We start from the raw sequence: 23,952 nt of genomic DNA on the forward strand, positions 1-23,952 counted from the left end.
TGCTCGCGATGGACTCACGAGCGCCGCGCTAATCAGAAAGTACGCGTCATCGTTAACGACCATCGCGAGCAAGCTCGCTCCTACAGGTCGGTGTGCGTTGAAGGGGCGGGGGTCATTTTGAATTCAGCGTGGCAAAGCATTCCTCGATCGAGCGCCGCTGCGTCTCGGCATACAACCCCAACTCATCAATGGTCCGGCGCCCCAGCGCTTTCTCGAACGCTTGCTGGTTCGAATGCTCGCCATAGTGGGTTTGCGCCGCATCCCCAAGGTTTGACTGAAAAATCCCCGCCGCACTGACCGGCAGGAAATCTTCGTACACCAGCGGTTCTACCCGCAAATAACCGCCGACGAGCAGATCTTCCAGCGACGAAGATTTAAGCGCTTCCGCCCCCTGGCCTTTTTCCGTGACGAAATAGCGAAAGTACGCCAGTTCCTGTCGGCGCATGCCTTCAAGGGTGTCAGGGAATTCGCGAAAGTGCTGCGTCATCAGCGCGTTGTAGCGTGCGGCGTTGGCTTCGTTGGGAAAGTCCTTGAGTTCGTCACGGGCGGCGTTGAGCAAACGGTCATAAAGCGCCCGACCTTTGGGGGTGAGCGCGGCGCCGCGCTGTTCGATTTCACCAAAACGGGCGCTGTGGCTGCCGTGACTTTCAGCTTGATCGGTGAAAGCGACCGGTTCGTCCAGCGCCTTGAAACTGGTCTGGCGCAACAGGATCGGACACTGACGGCGGGGCGGGCCTTCGATCACCGCTTTGGGGGTGATGCCGTGGGCCGGCATTTGCGCTTGCACAATGTCGATGTCCAGGGTGCGCGGTGTCAGGTGGTTGATGTGCGGACCCTTGAACGCCACAACGTCGGCAATCAGGCGATGCTGGGCGCTGAGTTTCTGGTATTGCTCGGCGGTGACGGTGGCGCTGTGGTGCCAGCGGAAAGTTTCCAGCGCCTGCAGAACGAAGTCCTGCGCCTCCTGTTCGGTGAGGCCTCCCTCGGATTCAGCGCGTTCGATGAGGGTCAGTGCAGTCGGCGTGAAGATCGAGCGTTTATCCAGCACCGATTGCGCAAAGGTGCGCAGTTGCGGGTCTTCGATCAGTTCCAGACGCAGCAGCGAGGTGAACACCCGAAACGGGCTGACCTGCAACGCGGCCTCATGCACTGCGCGGAATGCGGTGGAATGTACCGGGACGCCGGCCGGGGTCAAATCGTAATAGCCAACGGGCTGCATGCCCATCACCGCGAACAGCCGGGCGAGGGTCGCCAGTTCAGCGGCAGTGCCGACGCGGATGGCGCCATGGCGTTCCAGGTCCAGACGCTGGATTTCGCCCGTGTTGTTCAGCTGTCGGGCGATCTGCGGTTCGCTGTCCAGCACACGGCGGTTGGTCTGTTCCACCAGTTCCATCAGCGCGCCGTACAGCGGCACTTCTTCGCGGTACATGTCGGACATCGCTTTGGAGAAGCGTTGGCGGATCAGGTCAGGGCTGACAAAGCTTGGGTGGCTCATGAAAAAATTCCAGGCGCGGTGACGTGAAGGATGGGAGAAAAGATCGCAGCCTTCAGCGGCGCCGACAAACGAAGAATCTTACGGACTTCATTCTGCAAAGGACTGCTGTAGCAGCAGCCTTGCGCTACACATGCAGTTGAGTGCGCTGGGATGCCAAAAACTCACGATACAGCCGTGCCGTGCCCGCCGGTGCTTCGACCATCGGCATATGGCCGACACCTTCCCAGATCTCCACCCGCAGGTCTTCGATGCCTTTGCTCCAGATCGCTACGCTGCTGACGTCGATCAAGCGGTCCTTGCGCCCCCACAGCAATAGCGCCGGGCACTTGATGTCGGGCAGTTTCGGCTCCATCGGCGGGCTGGCACGGAAGTCACTGAAGATTTCTTCCAGCTCATCCCGGGACTGTTCGTAACGCTGGGCGATGGCGTCCAGCACCACGCCGGGTACCCATGGCGGTTCGGCCATGGTCATGGCGTAGAAGCGCCGGAATTCTTCACGGGAGTTAATCAGGAACGGGTTGTGGCCTTTAGCCAAGTGGCGCTCCAGGTCACTGATTTCGGGGGCGGTGACGCCCGCCGGGTCGATCAGGGCAAGCGACGCGATGCGGTCCGGGTAAGTCGCCGCGAGCCACGCCGCCATGTAGCCGCCCATCGAGTTGCCGATCACATGCACCTTCTCGACGCCGCAGACATCGAGCAACTGGATCATCCGCTTCGCCTGCAAAGGAATGTCGTAACCGCCGCCGGCCTTGAAGCCGGTTTCGCCATGCCCGGCGATGTCGGGGATGATCACCCGGTACGTGCCGACAAAATGCCGGGCGAAGCGCAGCCAGATGTTCTTGTCGGCGCTGTAGCCGTGAAGCATCAGCACGCTGCTCGACGCTTCGTACGGCCCGCCTTGCCAGGTCGAGACGGTCATTTCGGCAATCGGCACGACAATCTTGTGCAGCCGATACAGCTTGGCTTCGGCCGCCATGTTCAAGTCATAGAGCCAGTGACCGATGGCCGGGTAGCTCAACCAGCTCCAGGCCACGAAAACCGCGATTGCGACAACCAACAAAAGCATCAGGCGTCTCCCTTCTCTCTGATCAGGACAAGATGTGATCGGCGGGTTTCAGTGTCCGGGTCAATCGGTGGTAGCTGAAACTGAACCCGGGAAACATGGCAATCACATGACCACTCTTGCTTTGATACCAACTGTGGCAGCCTCCGGATTTCCACACCGTGCGTTCCATTTCCTGGTGGATCATTTCAGTGTAGGTACGTTCTGCCTCAGGGCGAACTTCGATGCTGCGCAAACCCTGTTCTTTGAGCGTGCGAATGCAATCGAGAATGTAGTTCATCTGGGATTCGATGATGAACAGCGCCGAAGTGTGGCCGATGCCGGTGTTGGGCCCGGTGACAATAAACAGGTTGGGGAAGTCCGGCAGACTGGTACCGAGGTAGGCGCGTGGGTAGGTCGCCCAGAATTCCCTGAGTTGCTTGCCGTTTTTTCCGCTGACCGGGTAGGAAATCACCCCGTCGGTGGCGTCGTAACCGGTGGACCAGACGATCAGGTCCAGGTCGATGTGTTGCCCGTCCCGCGTGACGATGCCGGTTTCATCAATGGACGCGATGCCCTGTTCGCGGCTGTGCAACGTCACATTGCTGCGACCGAGTGCCGGGTACAGGGTGCTTGAAACGATGACCCGTTTGCAGCCGATGGCGTAGTCCGGTGTCAGTTTTCGCCTGAGTTCCGGGTCGGGGACTTGGCGTTTGATGAAGCGCAGGGCGTGTTGCTGGACCATGCGGATCGCCGGTTTCGAGTATTTGAAGGCAATCACCCGGGTTTCGAATTGCCAGTAAATCATCCAGCGCAGCAGTTTGTAGGCCGGTTTGAGGCCGAGCAACCAGCGCTGGAAGGGGCCGAAGGCGCGATCGGCCCGTGGCAACACCCAATGGGGCGTGCGCTGGAACACGTGCAAATGCTCGACGTCCGGCGCAATGGCCGGAATCACCTGGGCCGCGCTGGCGCCACTGCCGACGATGGCGACGCGTTTTTGCCGATAGTCGTAGGCGTGATCCCAGTTGTTGGTGTGAAAAGTCTTGCCCTGAAAGCGCTCCTGGCCCTCGAAATGCGGGATGACGGGTTGGCTCAGCGGCCCCGTGGCATTGATCAGGAATCGGGCGTAAAACGTGCCTTTGCTCGCGGTGTGCACGGCCCAGCGCTTGGCGTCGTCGTCCCATTCGATGCGTTCGACGTTCGCTTCCAGTTCCACTCGGTCGCGCAGGCCGAATTGCTCCACCACGTATTGCGTGTAGCGGTGCAGTTCGGCCTGTTCGGCGTACATTTGTGTCCAGCGGTAGGGGGCGAAAGACAGCGAATAAAGCGGCGAGGGCACATCGACGGCCGCACCGGGGTAAGTGTTCTGGCACCAGGTGCCACCGAAGAAGTTTCGCCGCTCCAGCAGCCGAAAATCATCGATGCCGGCCTTGAGCAAATTGATCGCCGCGCACTGTCCGCCAAAACCGCTGCCGATGATCAACACCTGAAAAGTCTGCATGGGCCGCCTTTTTTATCGTTATGTGTTGAACCCCTTCTTCATGTATAGCCAAACTGCGCGGCAATGCTTTCGCCTTTGCAAGCGTGAGCGGTGCGGCGATCTCAATCAGCCGCTCTGCGAAGCCAAGACTGCTGGCCGCAATCGCGTGATCTGTTGTGCGGACGGCCAGCCCCGCCATGAGTTGCTTGATACAGTCTGAAAGCCTGCACAAATCCCTTGTGGGAGCGGGCTTGCTCGCGAAGGGGCCGTGTCATTCAACATTACTTCGCATGACACACCGCCTTCGCGAGCAAGCCCGCTCCCACAGGGGATCTTCGGTGAATCAGGTTTGTATGTGTCGAATTTGCGCGCATGGACGCGGTGTTCAAGGAAGGCGCCGCCGCCGAGCACGGATGATTTTGCCTGAGCACTGGTCGTTGGCGGCGCATGAATGATCAGGCTTAGTGAAGAAGACATATTGCGTCTACCGGCCGGATCACAGGTCGCTTCAGAAGCCGAAGTCAGAGGGAGCTCATTCCTTGACGCTCATGAACTCTTCCGCCCAACGAATATATTCCTCAGGTTGCGTGTACGTATGCGTCAGTTCAGTCGCGTTCAGATCCGACGCCTGAGTGAAGATCTGCCGCTGTTCCCGCAGGCTGTCGTAAGTCGCCTTGATCGCCGCGAAGTACGCGCCATGCCCGTCGATGGTAACGCGCACGCCCAGTTCGGCCAGGCGATTGTCGTCGCGCAGCAGCGGGTTGCCGTAGGTGACCAGCATCAGCGGCACGCTCAGGTGTTCGGCAATCTGTTCCAGGTGATCGAAGTCACGCACACCCACCATGCAAATCCCGTCAGCACCGGCTTTCTGGTACTGCCGGGTGCGGCTGATGACTTCCTGCACCGGCAGAATCCCGGCATTGGTGCGAGCAACGATTGCCATCTCCGTATCGACCCGGGCTTCCAGCGCCGCGCGAATCTTGCCGACACCTTCGGCGACGCCGATCAGGTCGGTGGACTTACGGCCGAATTGCGCGGGCAACAGCGTGTCTTCGATGGTCAGGGCAGCCACGCCGGCGCGTTCGAGCTCGACGATGGTGCGCATGACGTTCAATGCGTTGCCATAGCCGTGATCGGCGTCGGCAATGACCGGCAATTGGGCGACGCGGCCGATACGGGTGGCCTGTTCGGCGAATTCGCTGAGGGTGATCAGGGCGAAGTCGGGGGCGCCCAGTACCTGCAACGAGGCAACCGAACCACCCAGAATCCCCACTTCAAAACCCAGGTCCGCCGCGATGCGTGCCGACATCGGGTCGAAGACCGATGCCGTGTGATAGCACTTGTTGGAAGCGAACAGTTCACGGAAGTTACGGCGCAAATCCTGATGGGAAAGCCTGGACATATGAGTTCCACCAATACAAAGAAATGGAAGGGCTTGAGCAAGAGTGTCAACGCCGAAGGAATAAAAGGCTATCACGCAACAGGGGGGAGAATGATGACGAATTTGCTGGACGGTCCTGATCGAAACCAATCCGGTAGGCCGGGGGGGAAGTTTTTCAGGCCGCCACAGCCTGCTGCTGTTGATTGAGCAGTGGCACTGCGCGTACCGAGTCGCCGGGTTGCAGTTGCAGGCGTTTGGCGGTGAGCCGATCGACGATCAGGCTATTGCCCACCCGCCTCGCCGGGGCGGCGGTGACGCGGCAGTTTTCCAGTCGGCGGTTATGGATCAGCCAGACCGGAGCCTGATCGTCCGGAGTGCCGATGTCCAGCACCAGCGCCTGGCTGTCGCGCACGGTACGGATTTTCGACAGCGGTGCCTCGATGACCGGGCCGGCGTCGAAGATGTCGATGTAGCCGTTGTGGGTGAAACCTTCGGCCGTGAGGATTTTCAACGCCGGCTCGGTGTTGGGGTGAGCCTTGCCGATCACTGCCTGGGCCTGTTCGGTGAGCAGGCAGGTGTAAAGAGGTTGGCGTGGCATCAGTTCGGCGATGAACGCTTTGCTGCCGAGCCCCGACAAGTGATCGGCGTGGCTGAAATCCATTTTGAAAAAGTGTCGGCCCAGGCTGTCCCAGAACGGTGAACAGCCTTGCTCATCGGCGCTGCCACGCAATTCTGCGATGAGCTTCTCGCCGAACAGGTGGGCAAATTCGGCCACAAACAACAAGCGACCCAGCGACAGCAATCGGCCATTGCTGCCCTGGCGTTGATCGTGTCGCAGGAACAATGAGCAGATCTCCGATTGCCCGGTCATTTCATTGTTCAGAAACAGCGTTGGAATCTGTCGCTGGATGCCCAGGTCCGGTGACGAACTGACTGTCAGCCCGACCCGATAGTTGTACCAGGGCTCGCGCAGCCCGACGGCCCCCGTCAGGGCACTGACCCCCACCACTTGCTGGTCGTCGTCTTCGAGCACGAACAGGTAGTCGGCGTCGGCCCGTTCGACCTGTTCGGCGAAGGTCCGTTGCGCCCAGCGCAGCCGGTGGGCCAGGCGTTCCTCGTTGGCGGGCAGGGTGGTAAACCCCGGGCCGGCCTGCCGTACCAGTGCCAGCAGGGCGGGCAGGTCGGTGACGTGAACCGGACGGACAATCATGATGCAGTTCCTTCTACGGGCTGGCGCGGTCGTTGGGCCTGGGGCCGGATAATGCTCACAGGGCGATCAACCGGATCGGGCTGCCTTCGCTTACGTTCAGGGCCGTGCACATCTCGGCGCTCAGGGTCACGGGGTGTCCGGCGGTGTAGTCCAGGTCGGCGACGATGGCGCGATAGTCCTTCAACGAATCGTTGCTCACCAGGTAGCGACCGCGAGCATCGATGACGTCGCCCGTTGTTGCTGTGCCGGTCTGGCTTTGCGCTATGGAACGGATGCTGGCGAGGCGCGAGTGCAAGGTCGGGCCGCCGTCGAACAGGTCGATGTAGCTGTTGGTCTCGAAACCCTCGCGTTCAAGGATATCGAAGGCCTCCTGGCCATCGGGGTGGATGCGGCCGATGCAGTCCTGCGCCGCTTGGGGCAGCATCGGCACGTAGATCGGGTATTGCGGCATCAGTTCGGCCAGGAACGTCCGGCTCTCCAGGCCGCAAAGGCGCTCGGCCTCGGCGTAGGGCAGGTCGAAGAAGTGTTTGCCCAGCGCATCCCAAAAGGGTGATCCGCCTTCATCGTCGCTGTAGCCGACGATCTCGGTGATCACCGCTTCGGCAAAGCGCTGCGCATGAGCGGCAATGAACATCAGTCGCGCCCGTGACAGCAGTTCGGAGGACGGCGTGCGCACAAGTGCCGCATCAATGTGAAAACCGCGCAGCAAGGTATGGCCACTGAGGTCATGACACACCGACAGCGCCGGCACGCCGTGCTCGATGTTCAGTTCCCGCGAGGCGCTGGTGAAATGGCGGTTGCGCAGACTGTAGAACGGTTCGTCGAAACCGGCCGTGGCGAGGATCTCCGAGCAACCTGTCAGGCGTTGGTTCGTCAGGTCCTCCAGCACGAAGAAGTAGTTTTCCGGGCCATGACCCCGGACGTCTTTATCGAATGAGGCGCAGGAGTCGAGAATCCGCTCGCGCAAGCGTTCGGTATCGTCCGGCAAGGACGTGACGCCGACCAGGCTTTCGCGCGCCAGTCGCTGCAACTGCGGCAGGTCGGTTAACTCCACTGGGCGTAAGACCAGCATGGATGCACTCCTGTATCAAAGGGTTCGGCGATTGGCACGAACCTGACTATCACTGTCGGTTTCCACGCGTTTAATCGGCGGTCGCTTGATGGCTTGCCAGCGCCGCTCTTTTTCTAGTCAGCCGTTATTCGGGACAGCACTGTTTCGGCGTCCCATGTATCGAGAGACCGGTCGGGGGTTTGGTAACGAAGGCGATGGTTCATGTCGCTGGGAGAGGGCATCCGGGCTCCTGCTGGATGGGGCGTGTTGTTTACATTTCATAATCCGTTACAGCAGTATTTATTTAACCCGCGCCACATGTCTAGTGAATTTTTGCGCGGTCCTGTCCAGCCCCAATACGGGGCGAAGTGCCCGTAGGTCGGGGGCTACACGGATGTCGATCAGCCTTGTAGGCCCTCGCTGACAGTGTTGTCAGAGATAGCTGTTTTTTACGGAGGATCGGCGTAATGAAACGCCCTCGATCGCATTTCTTACGGCACAATTGCGCATGGATGCCGTTTTCTCTTCCTTCAACCGAGTGATCTTCCGTGCAGGCAACCCGTTTGACCCTGATGTGCCACGCTCGAACCGTCGCACAGAAATTGGCGCGCTTTCCTACGGACGAGCCTGTGGAGATGGATTGGCAATCGGCACAGGGTTCCCTTCGTTCCCGGTTCAAGGGGACGCCGCGTCTGTTCAGCGGTCCGGAACTGCGAACCCGGCAGACCGCCGGGTTGTTCGGCAGCGATGTGGCGATTGTCGAGGCACTGAGGGATTGCGATTTCGGGCGCTGGAGCGGCGTGCGAATCGACGACCTGCAGAAATCCGAACCGCAGACGCTGCAGGCCTGGCTCGATGATCCGCATTCGGCGCCTCACGGTGGCGAGTCGGTGGCACAACTCGGTGCGCGGGTGGCCGCATGGCTCGCGACACTGGAAGCAACGCCGGGGCACATCGTTGCCATCACCCATCCATTTGTCATTCGCGCGGCGTTGACCCAGGTGTTGCAAAGCCCGTCGTTTAATCGGGTCGACGTAGAACCGCTGTCAGCCATCGAGTTGCGGTTCAACGGTTGCTGGCGCTTGCGTCTGTCGGGTGAGGGAACCTGTCAATGAAAAAACTGATGGTCATCGGCATCGGTGCCGGCAACCCCGACTACATCACGATGCAGGCCGTGAAGGCGCTGAACCGGGTCGATGTGTTTTTCCTGATGGACAAAGGCCAGAGCAAGGACAAGCTGATCGACCTGCGTCGCGAGATTTGTGAACGCTACATCAGCGACCACGATTACCGTTTCGTTGAAGCGCACAGCCCGGAGCGTGAACGCGGTGATGTGGACTACAAGGCCAGTGTGGAAGATCTGAACCTTGCCAAGCAGTTGACCTTCGAGCGACTGATCGATGAGGAAATGTCCGACGGCCAGTGCGGCGGATTCCTGGTGTGGGGCGATCCGGCGTTGTATGACAGCACCATTCGAATCCTGCAGGCGATTCTGGTGTCGGGCCGATGTGTTTTCGAGTTTGACGTGATCCCCGGCATCACCAGCGTTCAGGCGTTGGCGGCGCAGCACAAGGTGCCGCTGAACCGTATCGGTCGTTCGATTGAGATCACCACCGGCCGGCGGTTGGCGGCGGGGCAGGTGAGTGATGCCGACAGCCTGGTGGTGATGCTCGACGCGGAAGATTCCTACCATCAGGTGGCGGATCAGGAGACAGAGATCTACTGGGGCGCTTACTTGGGAACGCCGGATGAAATCCTCATCAGCGGCAAGCTCAAGGACGTGGCGGATGAGATCGAGCGGGTGCGCAAGGCGGCGCGGTTGGCCAATGGGTGGATTATGGATACCTATTTGTTGCGAAAGTCTTGAGTGCATCGGTGTCTGGGCTGACGCCTTCGCGAGCAAGCCCGCTCCCACAGGGGAATACATTTCAACTGTGGGAGCGGGCTTGCTCGCGAAGGGTCCCTCAACCGCGCCTCAAGAATTCGCTTTGATCCCCCGCCCAAACCGCTCCCGATACACCGACGGCGGCACGCCGACCACGTTGCGAAACGCCACCCGAAAACTTTCCACCGAGCGATAACCGCAATGCTCGGCAATCCGGTCGGTGTTCTGGCCGGTGCTTTCCAGCAACTCCCGAGCCCGCGCCAGGCGCTCATGCTGCAACCACGCCTTGGGCGGCATGCCAGTGGCCTCAGTAAACCGGCGCAGGAACGTTCGTTCACTCATGGCCGCTTCGCTGGCCAGTTCGCGAACCTCCAGGGGTTCATGCAAGCGCTCCCGAGCCCACTGCATCACGCGTGAAAGATCGCTGCGCGGCGTAGGACTGACCGGCGTCGGAATGAACTGCGCCTGGCCGCCGGTGCGTTGCGGTGACATCACCAGCCGCCGCGCCACGGAATTGGCCACTTGCGTGCCGAAATCCCGCGCCACCAAGTGCAGGCAGGCGTCGATACCGGCAGCGCTGCCCGCCGAGGTAATCAGTTGGCCCGAGTCGACGTAAAGCACGTCCGGGTCCACCAGAATGTTCGGGAATCGCTCGGCCAGTTCCGTGGTGTAGCGCCAGTGCGTGGTGGCACCGTGACCGTCGAGCAAGCCGGTCGCCGCCAGCACGAACACGCCGGAGCAGATCGACAGCAATCGCGCGCCCCGCGCATGGGCCTGGCGCAGGGCCGCGATCAACGCTTCGGGCACCGGGGCGCTGCGATCGCGCCAGCCGGGAATGATGATGGTTCGGGCGTCGCCGAGCAGTTCCATGCCGCCATCGGCCAGCACCTGAATGCCGCCCATGGCACGCATCGGGCCCTGATCGACGGCGGCGATCCGGTGTTCGTACCAGGGGAAATCGAACTCCGGTCGCGACAGGCCGAAGATCTCCACGGCGATGCCGAACTCGAAAGTGCACAGGCCGTCGTAGGCCAGAATCGCGACCAATCCAGGGGTGGGTTGCATTTGGCGGAAAGTTCCCGGTGAGTGTCTTGTGCGCCACTTTAGCTGTTGGCGACTGGCGAATAAAGTCTTCTCACACCCACCGAGACTCTGGAGTACGACCCATGACCAGCCTGGTCCGCAATGTTCCCGCCGCACCATCGGCCATTGCCCTGATGCATTTCAGCAATCGCCTGACCTTTGAAACCGACTGTTCCGACGTCTATGGCAGCCAGCAGGCGGGGGACGTGGATTTTGTCCTGGTGGACGTGCGCGGTCCGCTGGCGTTTGAGCGCGGCCATGTGCCGGGCGCAATCAATTTGCCGGGGCGACTGCTGACCGCTGAAGGGTTGGCGGGTTATGGGAAATCCACGCTGTTCGTGGTGTATTGCGCGGGGCCACACTGCAACGGTGCCAACAAGGCCGCGGTGAAACTGGCGGCGCTGGGTTACCCGGTCAAGGAGATGATCGGCGGGGTGACCGGGTGGCTGGATGAAGGGCTTGAGTTGAGCACGCAGGTGCAACGGCCTGCCGCGACCGCAATCGGCTGCGAATGCTGACGTAGCAAAAAAAGATCGCAGCCTGCGGCAGCTCCTACATGGGCAACGCATTCTCCTGTAGGAGCTGCCGCAGGCTGCGATCTTTTGATCTTGACCCTTAGGCCGCCGTCCACCACTGATCCAGCGTCGCCTGCAACCATTCAAAAACGGCTGCATGGGCGGCGCTGTCCGGTTCACCCCGCGGCAACGGCGACTCATCGGCAAAGTGGGCATTAAGCGTTGCCACCGATTCTGCATTCCATTCGGGGTGAAACTGCAAACCCACCCGCGCAGAGCCGACGCAATACATCTGCTGCTCGCACTGATCGCTGCTGGCCAGCAACTGCGCGCCGGGTGGCAGGTCGATGGCGTCTTCGTGCCATTCCAGCACCTTCAATACCTGACCATCGGCAAAACGCACAGGCGTCCAGCCGGTTTCAGTCCGGTCCATCCGCCGCACATTTCCGCCCAGCCCCAGCGCCAACAACTGCGCCCCCAGACAGATCGCAAACACCGCCGCGCCTTGATCCAGGCTGCCCGCCAGCCACTGCCGTTCGGCCTCCAGCCATGCCGGCCCAGCGTTGGACTCATAAGGCCCGCCCAACAAAATCGCCGGTTGCGCACTCACTGGCGGTAACTGGCCAAGGTCGGCGCGAAAGACAATCAACGCCAATCCCCGCGACTCAGCCCACTCGGCAATCGCGCCCGGACCTTCGGCAGGGTGGTGCTGGATCAGGTTCAACCTGCGCATCTCATCGTTCATTCAGCTCGCCTTTTTATAAGTATTTGTCGCATATGCACAATTTGCACGCCTGAAGCCGCTCTAGACTGCCCGCCACTTCGGTCTTCTCCAATAAATAAAGCTCTGACCGAAAGCTACCAATCGAACGCTGCCAATAAAAGCCTCCGCACACAGGAGTTATAAATGAAGAAGCTAGTGATGTTTGGTGCCCTGGCACTGTCGATGTTGTCCCTGACGGCTGTGGCCGATGACGCCAAGCCGATCCGCATCGGTATCGAAGCCGGTTACCCGCCATTCTCGATGAAGACCCCTGACGGCAAACTTACCGGTTTCGACGTCGATATCGGCGACGCGCTGTGCGAGCAGATGAAAGTGAAATGTACTTGGGTCGAGCAAGAGTTCGACGGCCTGATCCCGGCTCTGAAGGTCAAGAAAATCGACGCGATCCTGTCGTCCATGACCATCACCGACGACCGCAAGAAAAACGTCGATTTCACCGTCAAGTACTACCACACCCCGGCGCGCTTCGTGATGAAGGAAGGCAGCGACGTGAAAGATCCGCTGACCGAGCTCAAGGGCAAGAAAGTCGGTGTACTGCGCGCCAGTACCCACGACCGCTTCGCCACTGAAGTGTTGCAGCCGGCCGGCATTATCCTGGTGCGTTACGGCTCGCAGCAGGAAGCCAACCTGGACATGGTCTCTGGCCGCCTCGACGCGATGCTGGCGGACTCGGTCAACCTCGACGACGGTTTCCTGAAAACCGACGCCGGTAAAGGCTTCGCGTTTGTCGGCCCGACCTACGAAGACGCCAAGTACTTCGGCGGCGGCGCCGGTATTGCTGTGCGCAAGGGTGATAAAGAGCTGGCGGACAAATTCAACACCGCCATCACTGAAATCCGCGCCAACGGCAAGTACAAGCAAGTGCAGGACAAGTACTTCAATTTTGACGTTTACGGCGAGTAATCGAGCGGTACAAAAAAGTGGCAACCGTGAATGCGGTTGCCATTTTTTTTGTGTTTTTCCTAGTCAGGCCGCGATCCCCTGTGGGAGCGGGCTTGCTCGCGAAGGCGTTGTTTCAGGCAACATCAATGTTGAAAGTGCTGGCCTCTTCGCGAGCAAGCCCGCTCCCACAGGTGATCTCAGTGCCGCTTATATTGGAGTTCCCATGCAACGCATCGACCACCCACTGCCCTGGAGCCACCTGGGCACCGAACGCACCCTCAGCGTGTTTCGTTATGGCGCGGGCACACGCAAGGTCTATATCCAGGCCAGCCTGCACGCGGATGAACTGCCAGGGATGCGCACGGCCTGGGAACTGAAGAAACGCCTGACCGAACTCGAAACCCAGGGCCAGTTGCAAGGCGTGATCGAACTGGTGCCGGTGGCCAATCCCATCGGTCTGGATCAGCACCTGCAAGGCAGCCACATGGGCCGTTTCGAACTCGGCAGCGGCAAGAATTTCAACCGCTCGTTCGTTGAACTGAGCGCGCCGGTCGGTGAGCTGATCGGTGATCAGTTGGGCGCCGATGCCCAGGCCAACATTGCGTTGATTCGTCAGACCATGGGCCAGGTGCTCGACGATTTGCCTGCACCCAAGTCGCAACTGGAAGCCATGCACCGCTTGCTGCTGCGCCACGCCTGTGACGCCGACATCACCCTCGACCTGCATTGCGATTTCGAGGCGGCCATTCATATTTATGCCTTGCCGCAACACTGGCCGCAATGGCAGCCCCTGGCGGCGCGCTTGAAGGCGGGAGTCGCGTTGTTGTGTGAAGATTCTGGCGGCAGTTCATTCGATGAATCCTGTTCTTCGCCGTGGTTGCGACTGGCCAGGGCTTTCCCCGGGGCGGCGATTCCACCGGCCAACCTGGCGACAACCCTGGAATTGGGCAGCATGGGGGATACCCGCGTCGATCAGGCCCAGGCCAATTGCGAGGCCATTCTCGGGTTCCTCGCCGAGCAGGGTTTCATCAAAGGCACCTGGCCGGCGGCACCGGGTGAATGTTGTGAAGGCATGCCGTTCGAAGGCACGGAGTATCTGTTTGCGCCGCATCATGGCGTGGTCAGTTTCCTGCGGGAGGCCGGTGAGTGGGTGGAGCAGGGTGACGCGCTGTTTGAAGTGGTTGATCCGTTGAATGATCGGGTGACTACCGTGCGTGCCGGGACCAGTGGGGTGTTGTTTGCGATTGATCGTGGGCGCTATACGCAACCCGGTACATGGCAGGCGAAGGTCGCCGGGCGCGAGCCGATTCGGGTCGGGAAGTTGATTAACGACTGACGTATTTGGTGCCTCGTAGGGCCTCTTCGCGATCAAGCCCGCTCCCACAGGGGGAACGCATTCCAAAGGTGGGAGCGGGCTTGCTCGCGAAGGCGGCATCAGCTAGCACCGAAAATATACCCGCTGGCTTCACGGTGTTAGGCTCTGCCCCGAATCCTGCACTTGTGAAGGAAGGTTTATGTTGAAGGTTCTCGCTCTGCTGACACTCCTGGCGTCCGCCGCCGTCCACGCTCAAACCCCGCTGCACACCGATCTGCCGCTCAAGTACCTGGAACAGGCCAACCCCGAATCCGTGAATCAGCCTCTGGTGATTTTCCTCCACGGCTATGGCAGTAACGAACAGGACCTGTTCGACATCAAGGATGAGCTACCGACCCGCTACAACTACCTGTCGGTGCGCTCGCCGATCGTGATGGAAGAGGGCAGTTATCAGTGGTTTCGCAAAAAGGGAGAAGGTGCCTACAACGGCGAGACGGATGATCTGAAGTCCAGCGGTCAGCTGTTGCTGGATTTCGTCGCACAGGCTGCGAAGAAATATCACACAGAACCGAACAAGGTTTTCCTGGTGGGCTTCAGCCAGGGCGCGATCATGTCTTACGAGGTCGCGTTACGTCATCCCGAGGCCGTGGGCGGGATTGCCGCGTTGAGCGGGCGAATTCTGCCGGTGCTCAAGTCCGAGCTCAAACCGGATGAAAAGCGCCAGCCACTGGCGATTTTCATTGGGCACGGCACGGCGGACAAACGCCTTCCCTTCAACGACGGCACCGAGGCTGACAGCCTGTTGCAGAGCCTGTCACTCAAGCCGGAGTTTCATGCCTACCCAGGCGTCGGCCACAGCATCAGTGCCACCGAAATGCAGGACTTGAGTGCCTGGTTGCAGCGTCTCAACCCCTGAGCCTTACTTGCCGGAAACGATCTGTTTAACCAACGCTTCGTGGCCTGCATTGTCGCTGAGACGGGAAATCACCTGAACCAGCGCCATGCGCGTGCCCGAAGCGGCCATCAGCGTGGTGTCGAGGGTTTTGCCGCCGCCCTGGGTGGCGATGCTGTCGATCTGTCGCAGTCCCAGGCCGGTGCCTTTCTGAGTGATGCTTTTTTCACTGAGCTTGGTGAAATCCGGCAGCGCCTTGGCTTGCTCGGTGGCGAAGTCGGACGCCGTGGCGTCGAGGAACTCACCGTCGTTGTCCTTGGCGTTGACGCCGCCGGGAATGGTGTTTTCTGCGGCAATCACCACGGTTTTCGTGGTTTCGTTGGTGTACATGGTGCCACTCGCGCCGGTCGAGCTCGGTGGTAGAGCGTTGGCGATGAAGCCCTTGGGCAGGGTGAATGTGAACTTGTTGCCCAACATCGAGACTTTCTGCGTCGACGCCGCCTCTTTGGCCACGACCTTGGCAGCCTGCGCGTTAAAAGCCCCCAGGCTGGCAACCGCTAGCAGCAGGACAACGGCTTTTTTACTCAACAGTGACATTCAAAATCTCCAGGGTTCTCGCGGTGGGGGGCGATCATCCCATGGAGGTCGTGACGCATTCCAGCGTGGGCTAACGGACGGTCGGGTTCCGGTGAGTAAACCGCTTTTGAACGTAGCCAGTGTCCCCGTGGTGAGCGGCGAACCCTCACCACGGGATTTGACGCAGTAACACCTCGCGGCGCACCGGGTAGCTCTTGATCACATCCAGGAACTCGATCCGGCGTTCGCTGGCCAACAGCTCCGGCAGGCGCTGTTCATAATCCTGGCGATACGACTTGCTAAGGTGACGCGTGATGAAGTCTTCCTTGCTGCAATTCCAGGTTTCGTAGAGCACCAGGGTGTTCGGATCGTCCTGGAGTTGATGGACCCAAGTGTTGACGAAGTCCGGCTCGGCCGACATCTGGTGCACCACGTCCAGCAGCCGTTCTTTGGTTTCGGCGAAACGTTCCGGTTTGGCCGGCAGGTAAACGATAAGCGCGACTTGATCACTCATTTCAGCACCTTCGCATGCTGGGAATGGATTACTGCGCCTGGTTCTGCGGAAACAGATTGCGGCGGGTTTCTTCGTCGAACTCGGCCTTCAGCTCCAGTTTCTCTTTAAGACCCTGAGCGCGCTGAGCGGCTGGGCGGGCGCTGATTTCGTCGAACAGGCGCTTGACGTTCGGGTACGCCGCCAAATCGTTTTCGCCAAGAATGTACGGCGCGTAACTGGCCCAGCCCCAGAGCGCCATGTCGGCGATGCTGTAGGTGTCGCCCGCCAGATAGGGATGATCGGCCCGACGCTGGTCGAGCACGCGGTAATGGCGTTCGACTTCCTTGTGGTAGCGGTTTTTCGCATAAGCCAGGTTTTCCGGCGCGTGGTGCAGGAAGTGCACGGCCTGGCCGGAGAACGGCGACAAACCCGTGGCGATGAACATCAGCCACGACAGCAGTTCGGCTTGCCCGGTGACCGAGGCCGGCAGGAAGCGCTGATGTTTTTGCGCCAGGTGCAACAGGATTGCCTGAGAGTCGAAGACGGTGGCGTCGCCATCGACCAAGGCTGGCACCTTGGCGTTCGGGTTGATCGCCAGAAAGGCTGGCTGGTGTTGCTCGCCCTTGAAGGTGTCGACGCCGATCAATTCGTACGGCGTTTGCAGTTCTTCGAGCAGCAGGGCGACTTTCATCGGGTTTGGCGAAGGGTGGAAAAAGAACTTCATGGTGTAGGCCTCAGTCAGTGGTGGGGTGAGTAACTGAGGCTGATGGTGGGCGAAACCCGTTCGATTGACGTACGAGGTTGTTGTTCTATTCGTTCGGAATAGTCGAACGTGTTGCTGCGCTAACCCCCGGTTTGGCAAGCAGGCGTTTGGTGACGCCGAGCATCGCTACGGACACTGCGACGCCAACGCCGAACCCGCTCAGACCCATGACGGGTAACGTCAGTGCCAGTACCAGGCAGAACGCTGCAAACGAATACATGCCGGTCGCAGTGGCTCGCAACAATGCCGCGGTAAATGCCGGCCCGCGGGTTTGCTGGGAGAACACCGCCATCACGCTGCCCAAGACCGGGAACACCGCGAGCAGGCCGCTCCAGCGTTCGCCGACGGTGCTCGCCAGCAAGGTCACGGCGAGGGTGAGCAGGGCGCCCGCGACCATGCGCAGCAGCAGTTTGTCGGATTTCGGTGCCGGGCCAGAAACGATGGGCTGCACGGCCGGGAACAGATACGGTGCTGCCATCAGCGCAGTCGCGGCGGCGATGACGGAAAACACCAGAGACGGCGGGATCACCGACAGCACAACGGCTGCCGTCGCCCAGACCAGCAACGAAACCGTCAGTGCCCATGGCCATCCTGCCCGTTGTGCGACCTGGGCGTAGGTGACGCAAAAGGCGATCATCGCAAACATCGCGGATAACGCGGCGGTCGCCGATTGCGCGGCAAATACCTCACCTTGCTCGATGGCGAGGAAAAACAGGATCGGCCCGACCACCACCGGCAACCCCGACAGCCACCCGGCGACGCTCGGACCCCAGCGTTTGCCTGCCAGGGATATCAGCAAGAGAAACCCGGGAATGACCAGCAATTTGAGCAGCAGCACGCCTGCACCTCCGACCAGTGTGAGTCGGCAACGTTAGCATTGCCACAGGTGGATTGCTGCATGGATTTTTGATTTTTGTATACAAAGTTGAAAGGTTGTACCGCAACACATTTTGCGTATAAGGATCAGCATCCATTCGCGCTGAATCGAACCGATCATGAACCGTCACCTATCACCTTTGCGTCATGGCCTGTGGCTGTTGGCATTACTTGGCAGCCAAGCGTTGGCCAATTGGCAGGACGCACTTCCCGGCGCCCGGATCATTGGCACTGGCGAATTTCGGATGTTCGGGTTCGATGTCTACAACGCCCGCCTCTGGAGCGCCGCGCAGCCGTTCGCGAGCGACCAGCCGTTTGCCCTGGAGCTGATTTATCAGCGCAGGATTTCCCGGGAAGATCTGGTCCAGGCCAGCGTCGATGAAATCAAGCGTTTGTCGGGAGCGTCGGTCAGTGCCGGACAACTCGCGGCATGGCAGGCGCAGATGCAGCAGGCGCTTGTCGATGTGCAGGCCGGGACCCGGCTCACCGGGGTTTACTTGCCGGGGCAGGGCGCACGCTTTTTTGTCGGCCAGCAGTTGCAGTACGAGGTGAAGGACCCGGTGTTCGTCCGGGTGTTTTTTGATATCTGGCTCGACCCGCGCACGAGCAATCCCGAGTTGCGGCAGCAGTTGCTGGGCATTGTAGAACCCTGAAGATCGCAGGTTGTTGTAGGAGCGAGCTTGCTCCGGGCGGCGTTCCGACGATGGGCGTTCACGATAACGCGTGTTTACTGGTTAAACGCGGCGCTCTTGAGTCCATCGCGAGCAAGCCTGCTCCCACAGTTGAACTGCGGTGAACACGAATCCCTGTGGGAGCGGGCTTGCTCGCGAAGGGCGATTACGCGGTCTTCCTTTGAAATGCCTCAACCACAAAATCAATAAACACCCGGGTCTTGGCCGGCATCAGTGTCCGGCTCGGGTAATACAGCGAAATCGGCCCCGCATCAGCGTGCCAGTCCGGCAGCAGTCGCACCAGTTCCTCGCGCTGGATATTCGCCGCCACATCCGGCAGCACCAGCAACGTCACCCCCAAACCCAGTATCGCCGCCTCGCGCATGGCGGCGGGGTCATTGAGCACGATGTTGTCGTTCAGGCTGGCCGCCGCTTCATGACCCGCCCCATCCTGCATGACCCACTGCCGAATCCGCCCGGTGCGTACCCCGCGCATCACGATGCCGTTGAAGCGGTGCAAGTCCGCCGGGCTGTCGGGCAGTGGGCGTCCCGCCAGATAGGCTGGGGAGGCCACCGCCACCACATACGCCGCCGCCAATGTCCGTGACACCACCCCCGGCGTGAGCTCGAATCCACCACCAATGGCCGCGTCAAAGCCTTCGGCAATCAGGTCGACGGGACGATTTTCGAAGTGCCATTCCGGGCGAATCAACGGGTAGCGCGCCAGAAACGCCGGCAGCAGCGGCAGGATATGACCGATGCCGAAGGTCGGCGCCAGGCTCACCTTGAGCACGCCTGCCGGTTCACCGCGGTCGGTGGTCACCGCGCTGATCGCCGTCTGCAACGCTTCCAGATTGCCGCCGATGCTGGCCAGAAAACGTTCACCGGCCTCGGTCAGGGACAACTTGCGGGTCGAGCGCTGGAACAGCCGCACGCCGATATTGCGTTCGAGCATCGCCACGTTGCGACTGACCGCCGCCGGCGTCAAAGCGAGCAAGCGTGCCGCCGCCGAGAAACTCCCGGTTTCAGCGCTGCGCACGAAGGATTCGAGGTTGGCGAGGGTTTCCATGGCTGGCACCTGCTATCAATGCTTGAAGATCATTCAAGTCATTACCCGCTAATCAGGCGCTAATGGCAAGCGCAGTATTCACTCCAATCCCCATCCACGGAGTGAGTAATCAATGACAACTTCCCACCTTCCTCTCACAGGCCAAACCGCTCTGGTCACTGGCGGCTCCCGCTCGATAGGCGCAGCGATTGCCAAGCGCCTGGCCGCCGACGGCGCCAACGTCGTGCTGACGTTCAGCGCATCCCCGGCCAAAGCGTTCGAGGTGGTGCAAGCCATCGAAACCGCGGGCGGTCGCGCCTTGGCCATTGCCGCTGACGCCGGTGATCCAGTGGCTGTGCGCGCTGCGGTCACCCGCACCATTGAAGCGTTCGGCAGCCTCGACATTCTGGTGAACAACGCCGGCATCGCCCTCGGCGGACCGATTCAGGACATCAGCTTCGACGACTACCAGCGGATGATCGCGGTCAATGTCACTGGCGTCTTCGTCGCCACTCAGGAAGCGGCGCGGCACATGAAGGCGGGCGGCCGGATCATTCACATCGGCTCGTCGATGACCCATTACGCCGCGTTCCCGACCGCTTCGCTCTACACCTTGACCAAAGGCGCCATCGCCGGTTTCAACCGCAGCCTGGCCCGTGATCTCGGCCCGCTCGGCATCACCGTCAACACCGTTCACCCCGGCCCGACCGACACCGACATGAACCCCGATGGCGGCCCGGTGAGCGAAATCGTCGGCCCTGGCATCGCTGTCGGGCGGTATGGCAAACCCGAGGAGATCGCCAGTGTCGTGGCGTTCCTGGCCAGCCCGGAAGCGGCGTTCGTGACCGCCGCCGACATCGTCGCTGACGGCGGCTTCACCGCCTGATCACTTTTTTGAGGAAGACATCATGAGCACTATTGGAATCATCGGCGCCGGCGCCATCGGCGCAGCGTTTGCCCGAGCACTGTCGCGCCAAGGCATTGAAGTGGTCATCGCCAACAGCCGTGGACCAGAAACGCTGGCCTCGCTGGTGGCAGAACTCGGCCCGACGGCGCGTGCCGGAACCCGTGAAGAAGCGGCGGCCCAGCCGATCGTTCTGGTCGCGGTCAACTGGTCTAAGTTGCCGACGGCATTGGCCGGTTTGCCCGACTTTGGCGGGCGGATCGTGATCGACGCCAACAACTCGATCGAGGCGCCGTCGTTCAAGGCAGTGGATTTGCAGGGTCGCACGTCCAGCGAAGTGTTTGCCGAATGGGTGCCGGGGGCGCGGGTGGTGAAGGCGTTCAATCACTTGGCGGCGCGCTTGCTGGAGAGCGATCCGGAAGCGGAGGGTGGGCGACGGGTGTTGTTTCTGTCGGGCGATGAGGCGGAGGCGAAAGCTCAGGTGGCGTCACTGATCGAGCGATTGGGCTTTTTCGGGGTCGACCTTGGGGAGCTGAGTATCGGTGCGCGGCTGGTGCAGTTTCCGGGTGGTCCGCTACCGGCTCTGAACCTGGTTAAATTCGGTTGAAACACGGTTCCTGTAGGAGCGAGCTTGCTCGCGATGGACTTCAACGATAACGCGTGCCGTCTGAATGAACGCGTTGCCCTGACGTTTTTCGCGAGCAAGCTCGCTCCTACAGGGTTTCGCCGGAGCCCGGTGCGACGTGGGTCACACCGGGGGTGTTGCCAGGCGGCGGCGGATCTTCGTGGGTCCCCGCGCCGTCTGTTGAACGCTTTATGCCCGTTCGATCGCCAGTGCCACGCCCTGACCGCCACCGATGCACAGGGTGGCGAGGCCTTTCTTGGCGTCACGCTTGATCATTTCGTGCAGCAAGGTCACCAGCACCCGGCAACCCGAGGCACCGATCGGGTGGCCCAACGCAATGGCGCCGCCGTTGACGTTGACCTTGTTCAAGTCCCATTCCAGGTCCTTGGCCACCGCCAGGGATTGCGCGGCGAAGGCTTCGTTGGCTTCGATCAGGTCCAGTTGGTCGATGGACCAGCCGGCCTTGTCCAGGCAACGGCGAGTGGCCGATACCGGACCGATGCCCATGATCGCCGGGTCAACGCCCGCGTTGGCATAGGCGGCGATTTTCGCCAGCACCGGCAAACCCAGGGCCTTGGCTTTTTCCGCGCTCATCAGGATCACGGCGGCGGCGCCGTCATTCAGGGACGACGCGTTACCGGCGGTCACCGAACCGTCCTTCTTGAAGGCGGCTTTCAGTTTGCCCAGGGATTCGGCGGTGGTGCCGGCGCGTGGTTGTTCGTCGGTGGCGAAGGACAGCGGATCGCCCTTGCGCTGCGGAATCAGGATCGGCGTGATCTCATCGGCAAAACGCCCGGCTTCGATGGCGGCCGTGGCTTTCTGCTGCGAGGCCGCAGCGAAAGCGTCCTGTTGCTCGCGGGTCAGGTTGTACTTGTCAGCCAGGTTTTCGGCGGTGATGCCCATGTGGTAGTCGTTGAACGCATCCCACAGGCCGTCGCTGATCATGGTGTCGACGATTTGCGCGTTACCCATGCGCAGACCGGTACGGGCACCGGGCATGACGTAATTGGACAGGCTCATGTTTTCCTGGCCGCCGGCAATGATCACCTCGGCGTCGCCGCAGCGAATCGCCTGGGCGCCCAAGTGCAGCGCTTTCAGGCCCGAACCGCACACCTTGTTGAGGGTCATGGCGGGTACAGCGAACGGCAGACCGGCCTTGATCGAAGCCTGGCGCGCAGGGTTTTGCCCGGCGCCGGCGGTCAACACCTGGCCCATGATGACTTCATCGACTTCAGCAGGGTCCAGACCGGTTTGCGCCAGCAACTGACGGATCACCGCGGCACCCAGGTCAACGGCGGACACATTGGCCAGCGAGCCCTGGAAACTGCCGATGGCGGTACGGGTGGCGGCGACAATGACGACTTCTTGCATGGAATGATTCCTCACTGGGCAGCGAACTGCATTTCCGGAACGTGATCAGGCACGATCAGTTTACCGGCAGTCTTGGCGACGATCTCCTCGACGCTGACGCCCGGTGCACGTTCTTTGAGAATGAACGCGCCGTCCTGGATTTCCAGGTAGGCGAGGTCTGTCAGTACGCGCTTGATGCAACCGGCGCCGGTGAGCGGCAGGCTGCATTGGGACAAGAGCTTGGACTCACCGTCCTTCGACGCGTGGGTCATGATGACGATGATGTTATCCGCGCCGGCCACCAGGTCCATAGCGCCGCCCATGCCCTTGACCAGTTTGCCGGGGATCATCCACGAGGCGATGTTGCCTTGCACGTCGACTTCAAAGGCGCCCAGCACGGTCAGGTCGACGTGACCACCGCGAATCATCGCGAAGGACTCGGCCGAGGAAAAGATCGAAGCGCCGATACGCGCGGTCACGGTTTGTTTGCCGGCGTTGATCATGTCGGCATCGATGGTTTCTTCAGTAGGAAAAGGACCCATGCCGAGCAGGCCGTTTTCCGACTGCAGCATGACTTCCATGCCTTCAGGAATGTAGTTGGCGACGAGGGTCGGAATGCCGATGCCCAGGTTCACGTAGAAGCCGTCCTGCATTTCGCGGGCGACGCGTTGAGCCATTTGTTCGCGGGAAAGTGCCATTGTTGTTATTCCTTCATTCGGTCCGGGGGCAGGGGATCACTTACGCACGGTGCGCTGTTCGATGCGCTTCTCGAACGTGCCGCAAATGACCCGGTCGACGTAGATGCCAGGGGTGTGGATCTGCGCCGGGTCCAGCTCGCCGGGTTCGACGATTTCTTCGACTTCGACCACGGTGATCTTACCGGCGGTGGCGGCCAGCGGGTTGAAGTTCTGGGCGGTGTGGCGATAGATGACGTTGCCGAAATGGTCGGCTTTCCAGCCTTTGACGATGGCGAAGTCACCGGTGATGGACTCTTCCATCAGGTACTTGCGACCGTGGAATTCGCGCACTTCCTTGCCGTCGGCGACCGGGGTGCCCACGCCGGTGGCAGTGAAGAACGCCGGGATGCCGGCGCCGCCCGCGCGCATTTTTTCGGCGAGGGTGCCTTGAGGGGTCAGGACGACTTCGATTTCGCCTTTCAGCAGTTGGTCTTCGAACAGTTTGTTCTCGCCAACGTAGGAGGCCACTACTTTGCTGATCTGCCGGTCTACCAGCAGCACGCCCAGGCCGAAACCGTCGACGCCGCAGTTGTTGGACACTACGGTGAGGTCACGGGTGCCTTTGCGCTTGATCTCGGCGATCAGGTTTTCCGGGATGCCGCAGAGGCCGAAGCCGCCGGCGATCACGGTCATGCCGTCTTCAAGACCTGCCAGAGCTTCCTCGTAGGAACTCACGCGCTTGTCGAAACCTGCCATATGCACCTCTTTTATTCTTTGTGAGCGGCTGGCTAGCCGTATGGGATGAAGTGTCTCGCCGGCGTATTTATTTGTTAAGTTGATTTTTAAGGTTGATTGATAGATAAAACTCACCAATAAATCCTGTAGGAGCAAGGCTTGCCCTAATGCCATGTAGGAGCGAGCTTGCTCGCGATGAACTTCAGGACGACGCGTGTA

General features: G+C 60.6%; 25 protein-coding genes and 1 pseudogene. 10 read left to right on the plus strand and 16 right to left on the minus strand.

Annotation, left to right across the window (positions count from 1 at the left end):
- Positions 1–112 precede the first annotated feature (112 nt).
- From hglS to ACA073_RS10685, 3 genes are all read right to left on the minus strand, one after another.
- Positions 113–1,495, minus strand: coding sequence for a 2-oxoadipate dioxygenase/decarboxylase HglS (gene hglS, locus ACA073_RS10675; protein ID WP_497403267.1), 1,383 nt, complete (start codon positions 1,493–1,495; stop codon positions 113–115).
- Positions 1,496–1,619: 124 nt separating this feature from the next.
- Positions 1,620–2,561, minus strand: coding sequence for an alpha/beta fold hydrolase (locus tag ACA073_RS10680; protein WP_497403269.1), 942 nt, complete (start codon positions 2,559–2,561; stop codon positions 1,620–1,622).
- A 22-nt stretch (positions 2,562–2,583) separates the two neighbouring features.
- The gene (locus ACA073_RS10685) at positions 2,584–4,038 is read right to left on the minus strand and encodes a flavin-containing monooxygenase (protein ID WP_497403271.1); all 1,455 of its coding nucleotides are present in this window, start codon (positions 4,036–4,038) and stop codon (positions 2,584–2,586) included.
- A gap of 97 nt (positions 4,039–4,135) precedes the next feature.
- On the opposite strand from ACA073_RS10685, the pseudogene ACA073_RS10690 reads away from it, so the two are divergent.
- Positions 4,136–4,237 (plus strand): annotated as a pseudogene (locus tag ACA073_RS10690) (diguanylate cyclase); the annotation flags it as partial.
- 312 nt (positions 4,238–4,549) lie between these two features.
- Here the strand turns inward: ACA073_RS10690 and ACA073_RS10695 are convergent.
- The 3 genes from ACA073_RS10695 to ACA073_RS10705 all read right to left on the minus strand — a co-directional run bounded on the left by ACA073_RS10695 (position 4,550) and on the right by ACA073_RS10705 (position 7,680).
- A complete protein-coding gene (locus tag ACA073_RS10695; RefSeq protein ID WP_497403273.1) occupies positions 4,550–5,419 on the minus strand; it encodes an isocitrate lyase/PEP mutase family protein in 870 nt (289 codons plus the stop codon).
- A gap of 154 nt (positions 5,420–5,573) precedes the next feature.
- Positions 5,574–6,608, minus strand: a complete 1,035-nt coding sequence (gene astA, locus ACA073_RS10700) for an arginine N-succinyltransferase (RefSeq protein ID WP_497403275.1) — start codon at positions 6,606–6,608, stop codon at positions 5,574–5,576.
- Between the two features lie 55 nt (positions 6,609–6,663).
- Positions 6,664–7,680, minus strand: coding sequence for an arginine N-succinyltransferase (locus ACA073_RS10705; protein WP_497403277.1), 1,017 nt, complete (start codon positions 7,678–7,680; stop codon positions 6,664–6,666).
- 527 nt (positions 7,681–8,207) lie between these two features.
- On the opposite strand from ACA073_RS10705, the gene ACA073_RS10710 reads away from it, so the two are divergent.
- Together ACA073_RS10710 and cobF are read left to right on the plus strand one after the other, a co-directional pair.
- On the plus strand, positions 8,208–8,774 hold the full coding sequence (locus tag ACA073_RS10710; RefSeq protein WP_497403279.1) for a histidine phosphatase family protein: 567 nt from the start codon (positions 8,208–8,210) through the stop codon (positions 8,772–8,774).
- Positions 8,771–9,526: a precorrin-6A synthase (deacetylating) gene (gene cobF, locus ACA073_RS10715; RefSeq protein WP_497403281.1), complete on the plus strand. Its 756-nt coding sequence runs from the start codon at positions 8,771–8,773 to the stop codon at positions 9,524–9,526. The genes ACA073_RS10710 and cobF overlap by 4 nt, the downstream gene beginning before the upstream one ends.
- A gap of 108 nt (positions 9,527–9,634) precedes the next feature.
- Here the strand turns inward: cobF and ftrA are convergent, their stop codons facing one another.
- The gene (gene ftrA, locus ACA073_RS10720) at positions 9,635–10,609 is read right to left on the minus strand and encodes a transcriptional regulator FtrA (RefSeq protein ID WP_497403283.1); all 975 of its coding nucleotides are present in this window, start codon (positions 10,607–10,609) and stop codon (positions 9,635–9,637) included.
- Between the two features lie 101 nt (positions 10,610–10,710).
- Between ftrA and ACA073_RS10725 the strand changes: the two genes are divergently transcribed.
- Positions 10,711–11,145: a rhodanese-like domain-containing protein gene (locus ACA073_RS10725; RefSeq protein ID WP_497403285.1), complete on the plus strand. Its 435-nt coding sequence runs from the start codon at positions 10,711–10,713 to the stop codon at positions 11,143–11,145.
- A gap of 97 nt (positions 11,146–11,242) precedes the next feature.
- Here the strand turns inward: ACA073_RS10725 and ACA073_RS10730 are convergent, their stop codons facing one another.
- Positions 11,243–11,875, minus strand: a complete 633-nt coding sequence (locus ACA073_RS10730; protein WP_497404046.1) for a type 1 glutamine amidotransferase — start codon at positions 11,873–11,875, stop codon at positions 11,243–11,245.
- Between the two features lie 174 nt (positions 11,876–12,049).
- On the opposite strand from ACA073_RS10730, the gene ACA073_RS10735 reads away from it, so the two are divergent.
- The 3 genes from ACA073_RS10735 (at position 12,050) to ACA073_RS10745 (ending at position 15,039) form a co-directional block, all read left to right on the plus strand.
- On the plus strand, positions 12,050–12,829 hold the full coding sequence (locus tag ACA073_RS10735) for an ABC transporter substrate-binding protein (protein WP_497403287.1): 780 nt from the start codon (positions 12,050–12,052) through the stop codon (positions 12,827–12,829).
- Between the two features lie 202 nt (positions 12,830–13,031).
- Positions 13,032–14,144, plus strand: coding sequence for a M14 family metallopeptidase (locus ACA073_RS10740; protein ID WP_497403289.1), 1,113 nt, complete (start codon positions 13,032–13,034; stop codon positions 14,142–14,144).
- Positions 14,145–14,322: 178 nt separating this feature from the next.
- The gene (locus tag ACA073_RS10745; protein WP_497403291.1) at positions 14,323–15,039 is read left to right on the plus strand and encodes an alpha/beta hydrolase; all 717 of its coding nucleotides are present in this window, start codon (positions 14,323–14,325) and stop codon (positions 15,037–15,039) included.
- 3 nt (positions 15,040–15,042) lie between these two features.
- Here ACA073_RS10745 and ACA073_RS10750 read toward each other — a convergent pair whose 3' ends face one another.
- The 4 genes from ACA073_RS10750 to ACA073_RS10765 all read right to left on the minus strand — a co-directional run bounded on the left by ACA073_RS10750 (position 15,043) and on the right by ACA073_RS10765 (position 17,685).
- Positions 15,043–15,612, minus strand: coding sequence for a DcrB/PsbP domain-containing protein (locus tag ACA073_RS10750; protein ID WP_497403293.1), 570 nt, complete (start codon positions 15,610–15,612; stop codon positions 15,043–15,045).
- Between the two features lie 145 nt (positions 15,613–15,757).
- Positions 15,758–16,105, minus strand: coding sequence for a putative quinol monooxygenase (locus ACA073_RS10755; RefSeq protein WP_497403295.1), 348 nt, complete (start codon positions 16,103–16,105; stop codon positions 15,758–15,760).
- Positions 16,106–16,133: 28 nt separating this feature from the next.
- Positions 16,134–16,808, minus strand: coding sequence for a glutathione S-transferase family protein (locus tag ACA073_RS10760; RefSeq protein ID WP_497403297.1), 675 nt, complete (start codon positions 16,806–16,808; stop codon positions 16,134–16,136).
- 85 nt (positions 16,809–16,893) lie between these two features.
- Positions 16,894–17,685 (minus strand): hypothetical protein, encoded by a 792-nt coding sequence (locus ACA073_RS10765; protein ID WP_497403299.1) that lies wholly within the window; start codon positions 17,683–17,685, stop codon positions 16,894–16,896.
- A gap of 157 nt (positions 17,686–17,842) precedes the next feature.
- Here ACA073_RS10765 and ACA073_RS10770 point away from each other — a divergent pair, with 157 nt between their 5' ends.
- Positions 17,843–18,376 carry a chalcone isomerase family protein gene (locus ACA073_RS10770; RefSeq protein ID WP_497403301.1) on the plus strand — a complete coding sequence of 178 codons (534 nt, stop codon included), beginning with the start codon at positions 17,843–17,845 and terminating at the stop codon, positions 18,374–18,376.
- Between the two features lie 184 nt (positions 18,377–18,560).
- Here ACA073_RS10770 and ACA073_RS10775 read toward each other — a convergent pair whose 3' ends face one another.
- A complete protein-coding gene (locus ACA073_RS10775) occupies positions 18,561–19,463 on the minus strand; it encodes a LysR family transcriptional regulator (RefSeq protein ID WP_497403303.1) in 903 nt (300 codons plus the stop codon).
- A gap of 112 nt (positions 19,464–19,575) precedes the next feature.
- Between ACA073_RS10775 and ACA073_RS10780 the strand changes: the two genes are divergently transcribed.
- Positions 19,576–20,328, plus strand: coding sequence for a 3-oxoacyl-ACP reductase family protein (locus tag ACA073_RS10780; protein WP_497403305.1), 753 nt, complete (start codon positions 19,576–19,578; stop codon positions 20,326–20,328).
- A gap of 22 nt (positions 20,329–20,350) precedes the next feature.
- Positions 20,351–20,953 (plus strand): NADPH-dependent F420 reductase, encoded by a 603-nt coding sequence (locus tag ACA073_RS10785; RefSeq protein WP_497403306.1) that lies wholly within the window; start codon positions 20,351–20,353, stop codon positions 20,951–20,953.
- Positions 20,954–21,160: 207 nt separating this feature from the next.
- Here ACA073_RS10785 and ACA073_RS10790 read toward each other — a convergent pair whose 3' ends face one another.
- From ACA073_RS10790 to ACA073_RS10800, 3 genes are read right to left on the minus strand one after another with little or no spacing between them, the layout of a single operon-like run.
- Positions 21,161–22,342: an acetyl-CoA C-acetyltransferase gene (locus ACA073_RS10790; RefSeq protein WP_497403307.1), complete on the minus strand. Its 1,182-nt coding sequence runs from the start codon at positions 22,340–22,342 to the stop codon at positions 21,161–21,163.
- 11 nt (positions 22,343–22,353) lie between these two features.
- Positions 22,354–23,019: a CoA transferase subunit B gene (locus tag ACA073_RS10795; protein ID WP_497403309.1), complete on the minus strand. Its 666-nt coding sequence runs from the start codon at positions 23,017–23,019 to the stop codon at positions 22,354–22,356.
- Positions 23,020–23,055: 36 nt separating this feature from the next.
- Positions 23,056–23,754, minus strand: coding sequence for a CoA transferase subunit A (locus ACA073_RS10800; protein WP_415769732.1), 699 nt, complete (start codon positions 23,752–23,754; stop codon positions 23,056–23,058).
- Positions 23,755–23,952 lie beyond the last annotated feature (198 nt).

Source organism: Pseudomonas sp. LBUM1670 (assembly GCF_059695695.1).

Excerpts from the sequence above, each read along its gene's own strand:
- ACA073_RS10705 (WP_497403277.1), bottom strand. The coding sequence starts at position 7,680 with ATGCTGGTCTTACGCCCAGTGGAGTTAACCGACCTGCCGCAGTTGCAG.
- ACA073_RS10730 (WP_497404046.1), bottom strand. The coding sequence starts at position 11,875 with ATGCGCAGGTTGAACCTGATCCAGCACCACCCTGCCGAAGGTCCGGGC.
- ACA073_RS10740 (WP_497403289.1), top strand. The coding sequence starts at position 13,032 with ATGCAACGCATCGACCACCCACTGCCCTGGAGCCACCTGGGCACCGAA.
- ACA073_RS10695 (WP_497403273.1), bottom strand. The coding sequence starts at position 5,419 with ATGTCCAGGCTTTCCCATCAGGATTTGCGCCGTAACTTCCGTGAACTG.
- hglS (WP_497403267.1), bottom strand. The coding sequence starts at position 1,495 with ATGAGCCACCCAAGCTTTGTCAGCCCTGACCTGATCCGCCAACGCTTC.
- cobF (WP_497403281.1), top strand. The coding sequence starts at position 8,771 with ATGAAAAAACTGATGGTCATCGGCATCGGTGCCGGCAACCCCGACTAC.
- ACA073_RS10735 (WP_497403287.1), top strand. The coding sequence starts at position 12,050 with ATGAAGAAGCTAGTGATGTTTGGTGCCCTGGCACTGTCGATGTTGTCC.
- ACA073_RS10775 (WP_497403303.1), bottom strand. The coding sequence starts at position 19,463 with ATGGAAACCCTCGCCAACCTCGAATCCTTCGTGCGCAGCGCTGAAACC.
- astA (WP_497403275.1), bottom strand. The coding sequence starts at position 6,608 with ATGATTGTCCGTCCGGTTCACGTCACCGACCTGCCCGCCCTGCTGGCA.
- ACA073_RS10770 (WP_497403301.1), top strand. The coding sequence starts at position 17,843 with ATGAACCGTCACCTATCACCTTTGCGTCATGGCCTGTGGCTGTTGGCA.
- ACA073_RS10785 (WP_497403306.1), top strand. The coding sequence starts at position 20,351 with ATGAGCACTATTGGAATCATCGGCGCCGGCGCCATCGGCGCAGCGTTT.
- ACA073_RS10750 (WP_497403293.1), bottom strand. The coding sequence starts at position 15,612 with ATGTCACTGTTGAGTAAAAAAGCCGTTGTCCTGCTGCTAGCGGTTGCC.
- ACA073_RS10745 (WP_497403291.1), top strand. The coding sequence starts at position 14,323 with ATGTTGAAGGTTCTCGCTCTGCTGACACTCCTGGCGTCCGCCGCCGTC.
- ACA073_RS10755 (WP_497403295.1), bottom strand. The coding sequence starts at position 16,105 with ATGAGTGATCAAGTCGCGCTTATCGTTTACCTGCCGGCCAAACCGGAA.
- ACA073_RS10760 (WP_497403297.1), bottom strand. The coding sequence starts at position 16,808 with ATGAAGTTCTTTTTCCACCCTTCGCCAAACCCGATGAAAGTCGCCCTG.
- ACA073_RS10680 (WP_497403269.1), bottom strand. The coding sequence starts at position 2,561 with ATGCTTTTGTTGGTTGTCGCAATCGCGGTTTTCGTGGCCTGGAGCTGG.
- ACA073_RS10790 (WP_497403307.1), bottom strand. The coding sequence starts at position 22,342 with ATGCAAGAAGTCGTCATTGTCGCCGCCACCCGTACCGCCATCGGCAGT.
- ACA073_RS10800 (WP_415769732.1), bottom strand. The coding sequence starts at position 23,754 with ATGGCAGGTTTCGACAAGCGCGTGAGTTCCTACGAGGAAGCTCTGGCA.
- ACA073_RS10725 (WP_497403285.1), top strand. The coding sequence starts at position 10,711 with ATGACCAGCCTGGTCCGCAATGTTCCCGCCGCACCATCGGCCATTGCC.
- ftrA (WP_497403283.1), bottom strand. The coding sequence starts at position 10,609 with ATGCAACCCACCCCTGGATTGGTCGCGATTCTGGCCTACGACGGCCTG.
- ACA073_RS10795 (WP_497403309.1), bottom strand. The coding sequence starts at position 23,019 with ATGGCACTTTCCCGCGAACAAATGGCTCAACGCGTCGCCCGCGAAATG.
- ACA073_RS10685 (WP_497403271.1), bottom strand. The coding sequence starts at position 4,038 with ATGCAGACTTTTCAGGTGTTGATCATCGGCAGCGGTTTTGGCGGACAG.
- ACA073_RS10780 (WP_497403305.1), top strand. The coding sequence starts at position 19,576 with ATGACAACTTCCCACCTTCCTCTCACAGGCCAAACCGCTCTGGTCACT.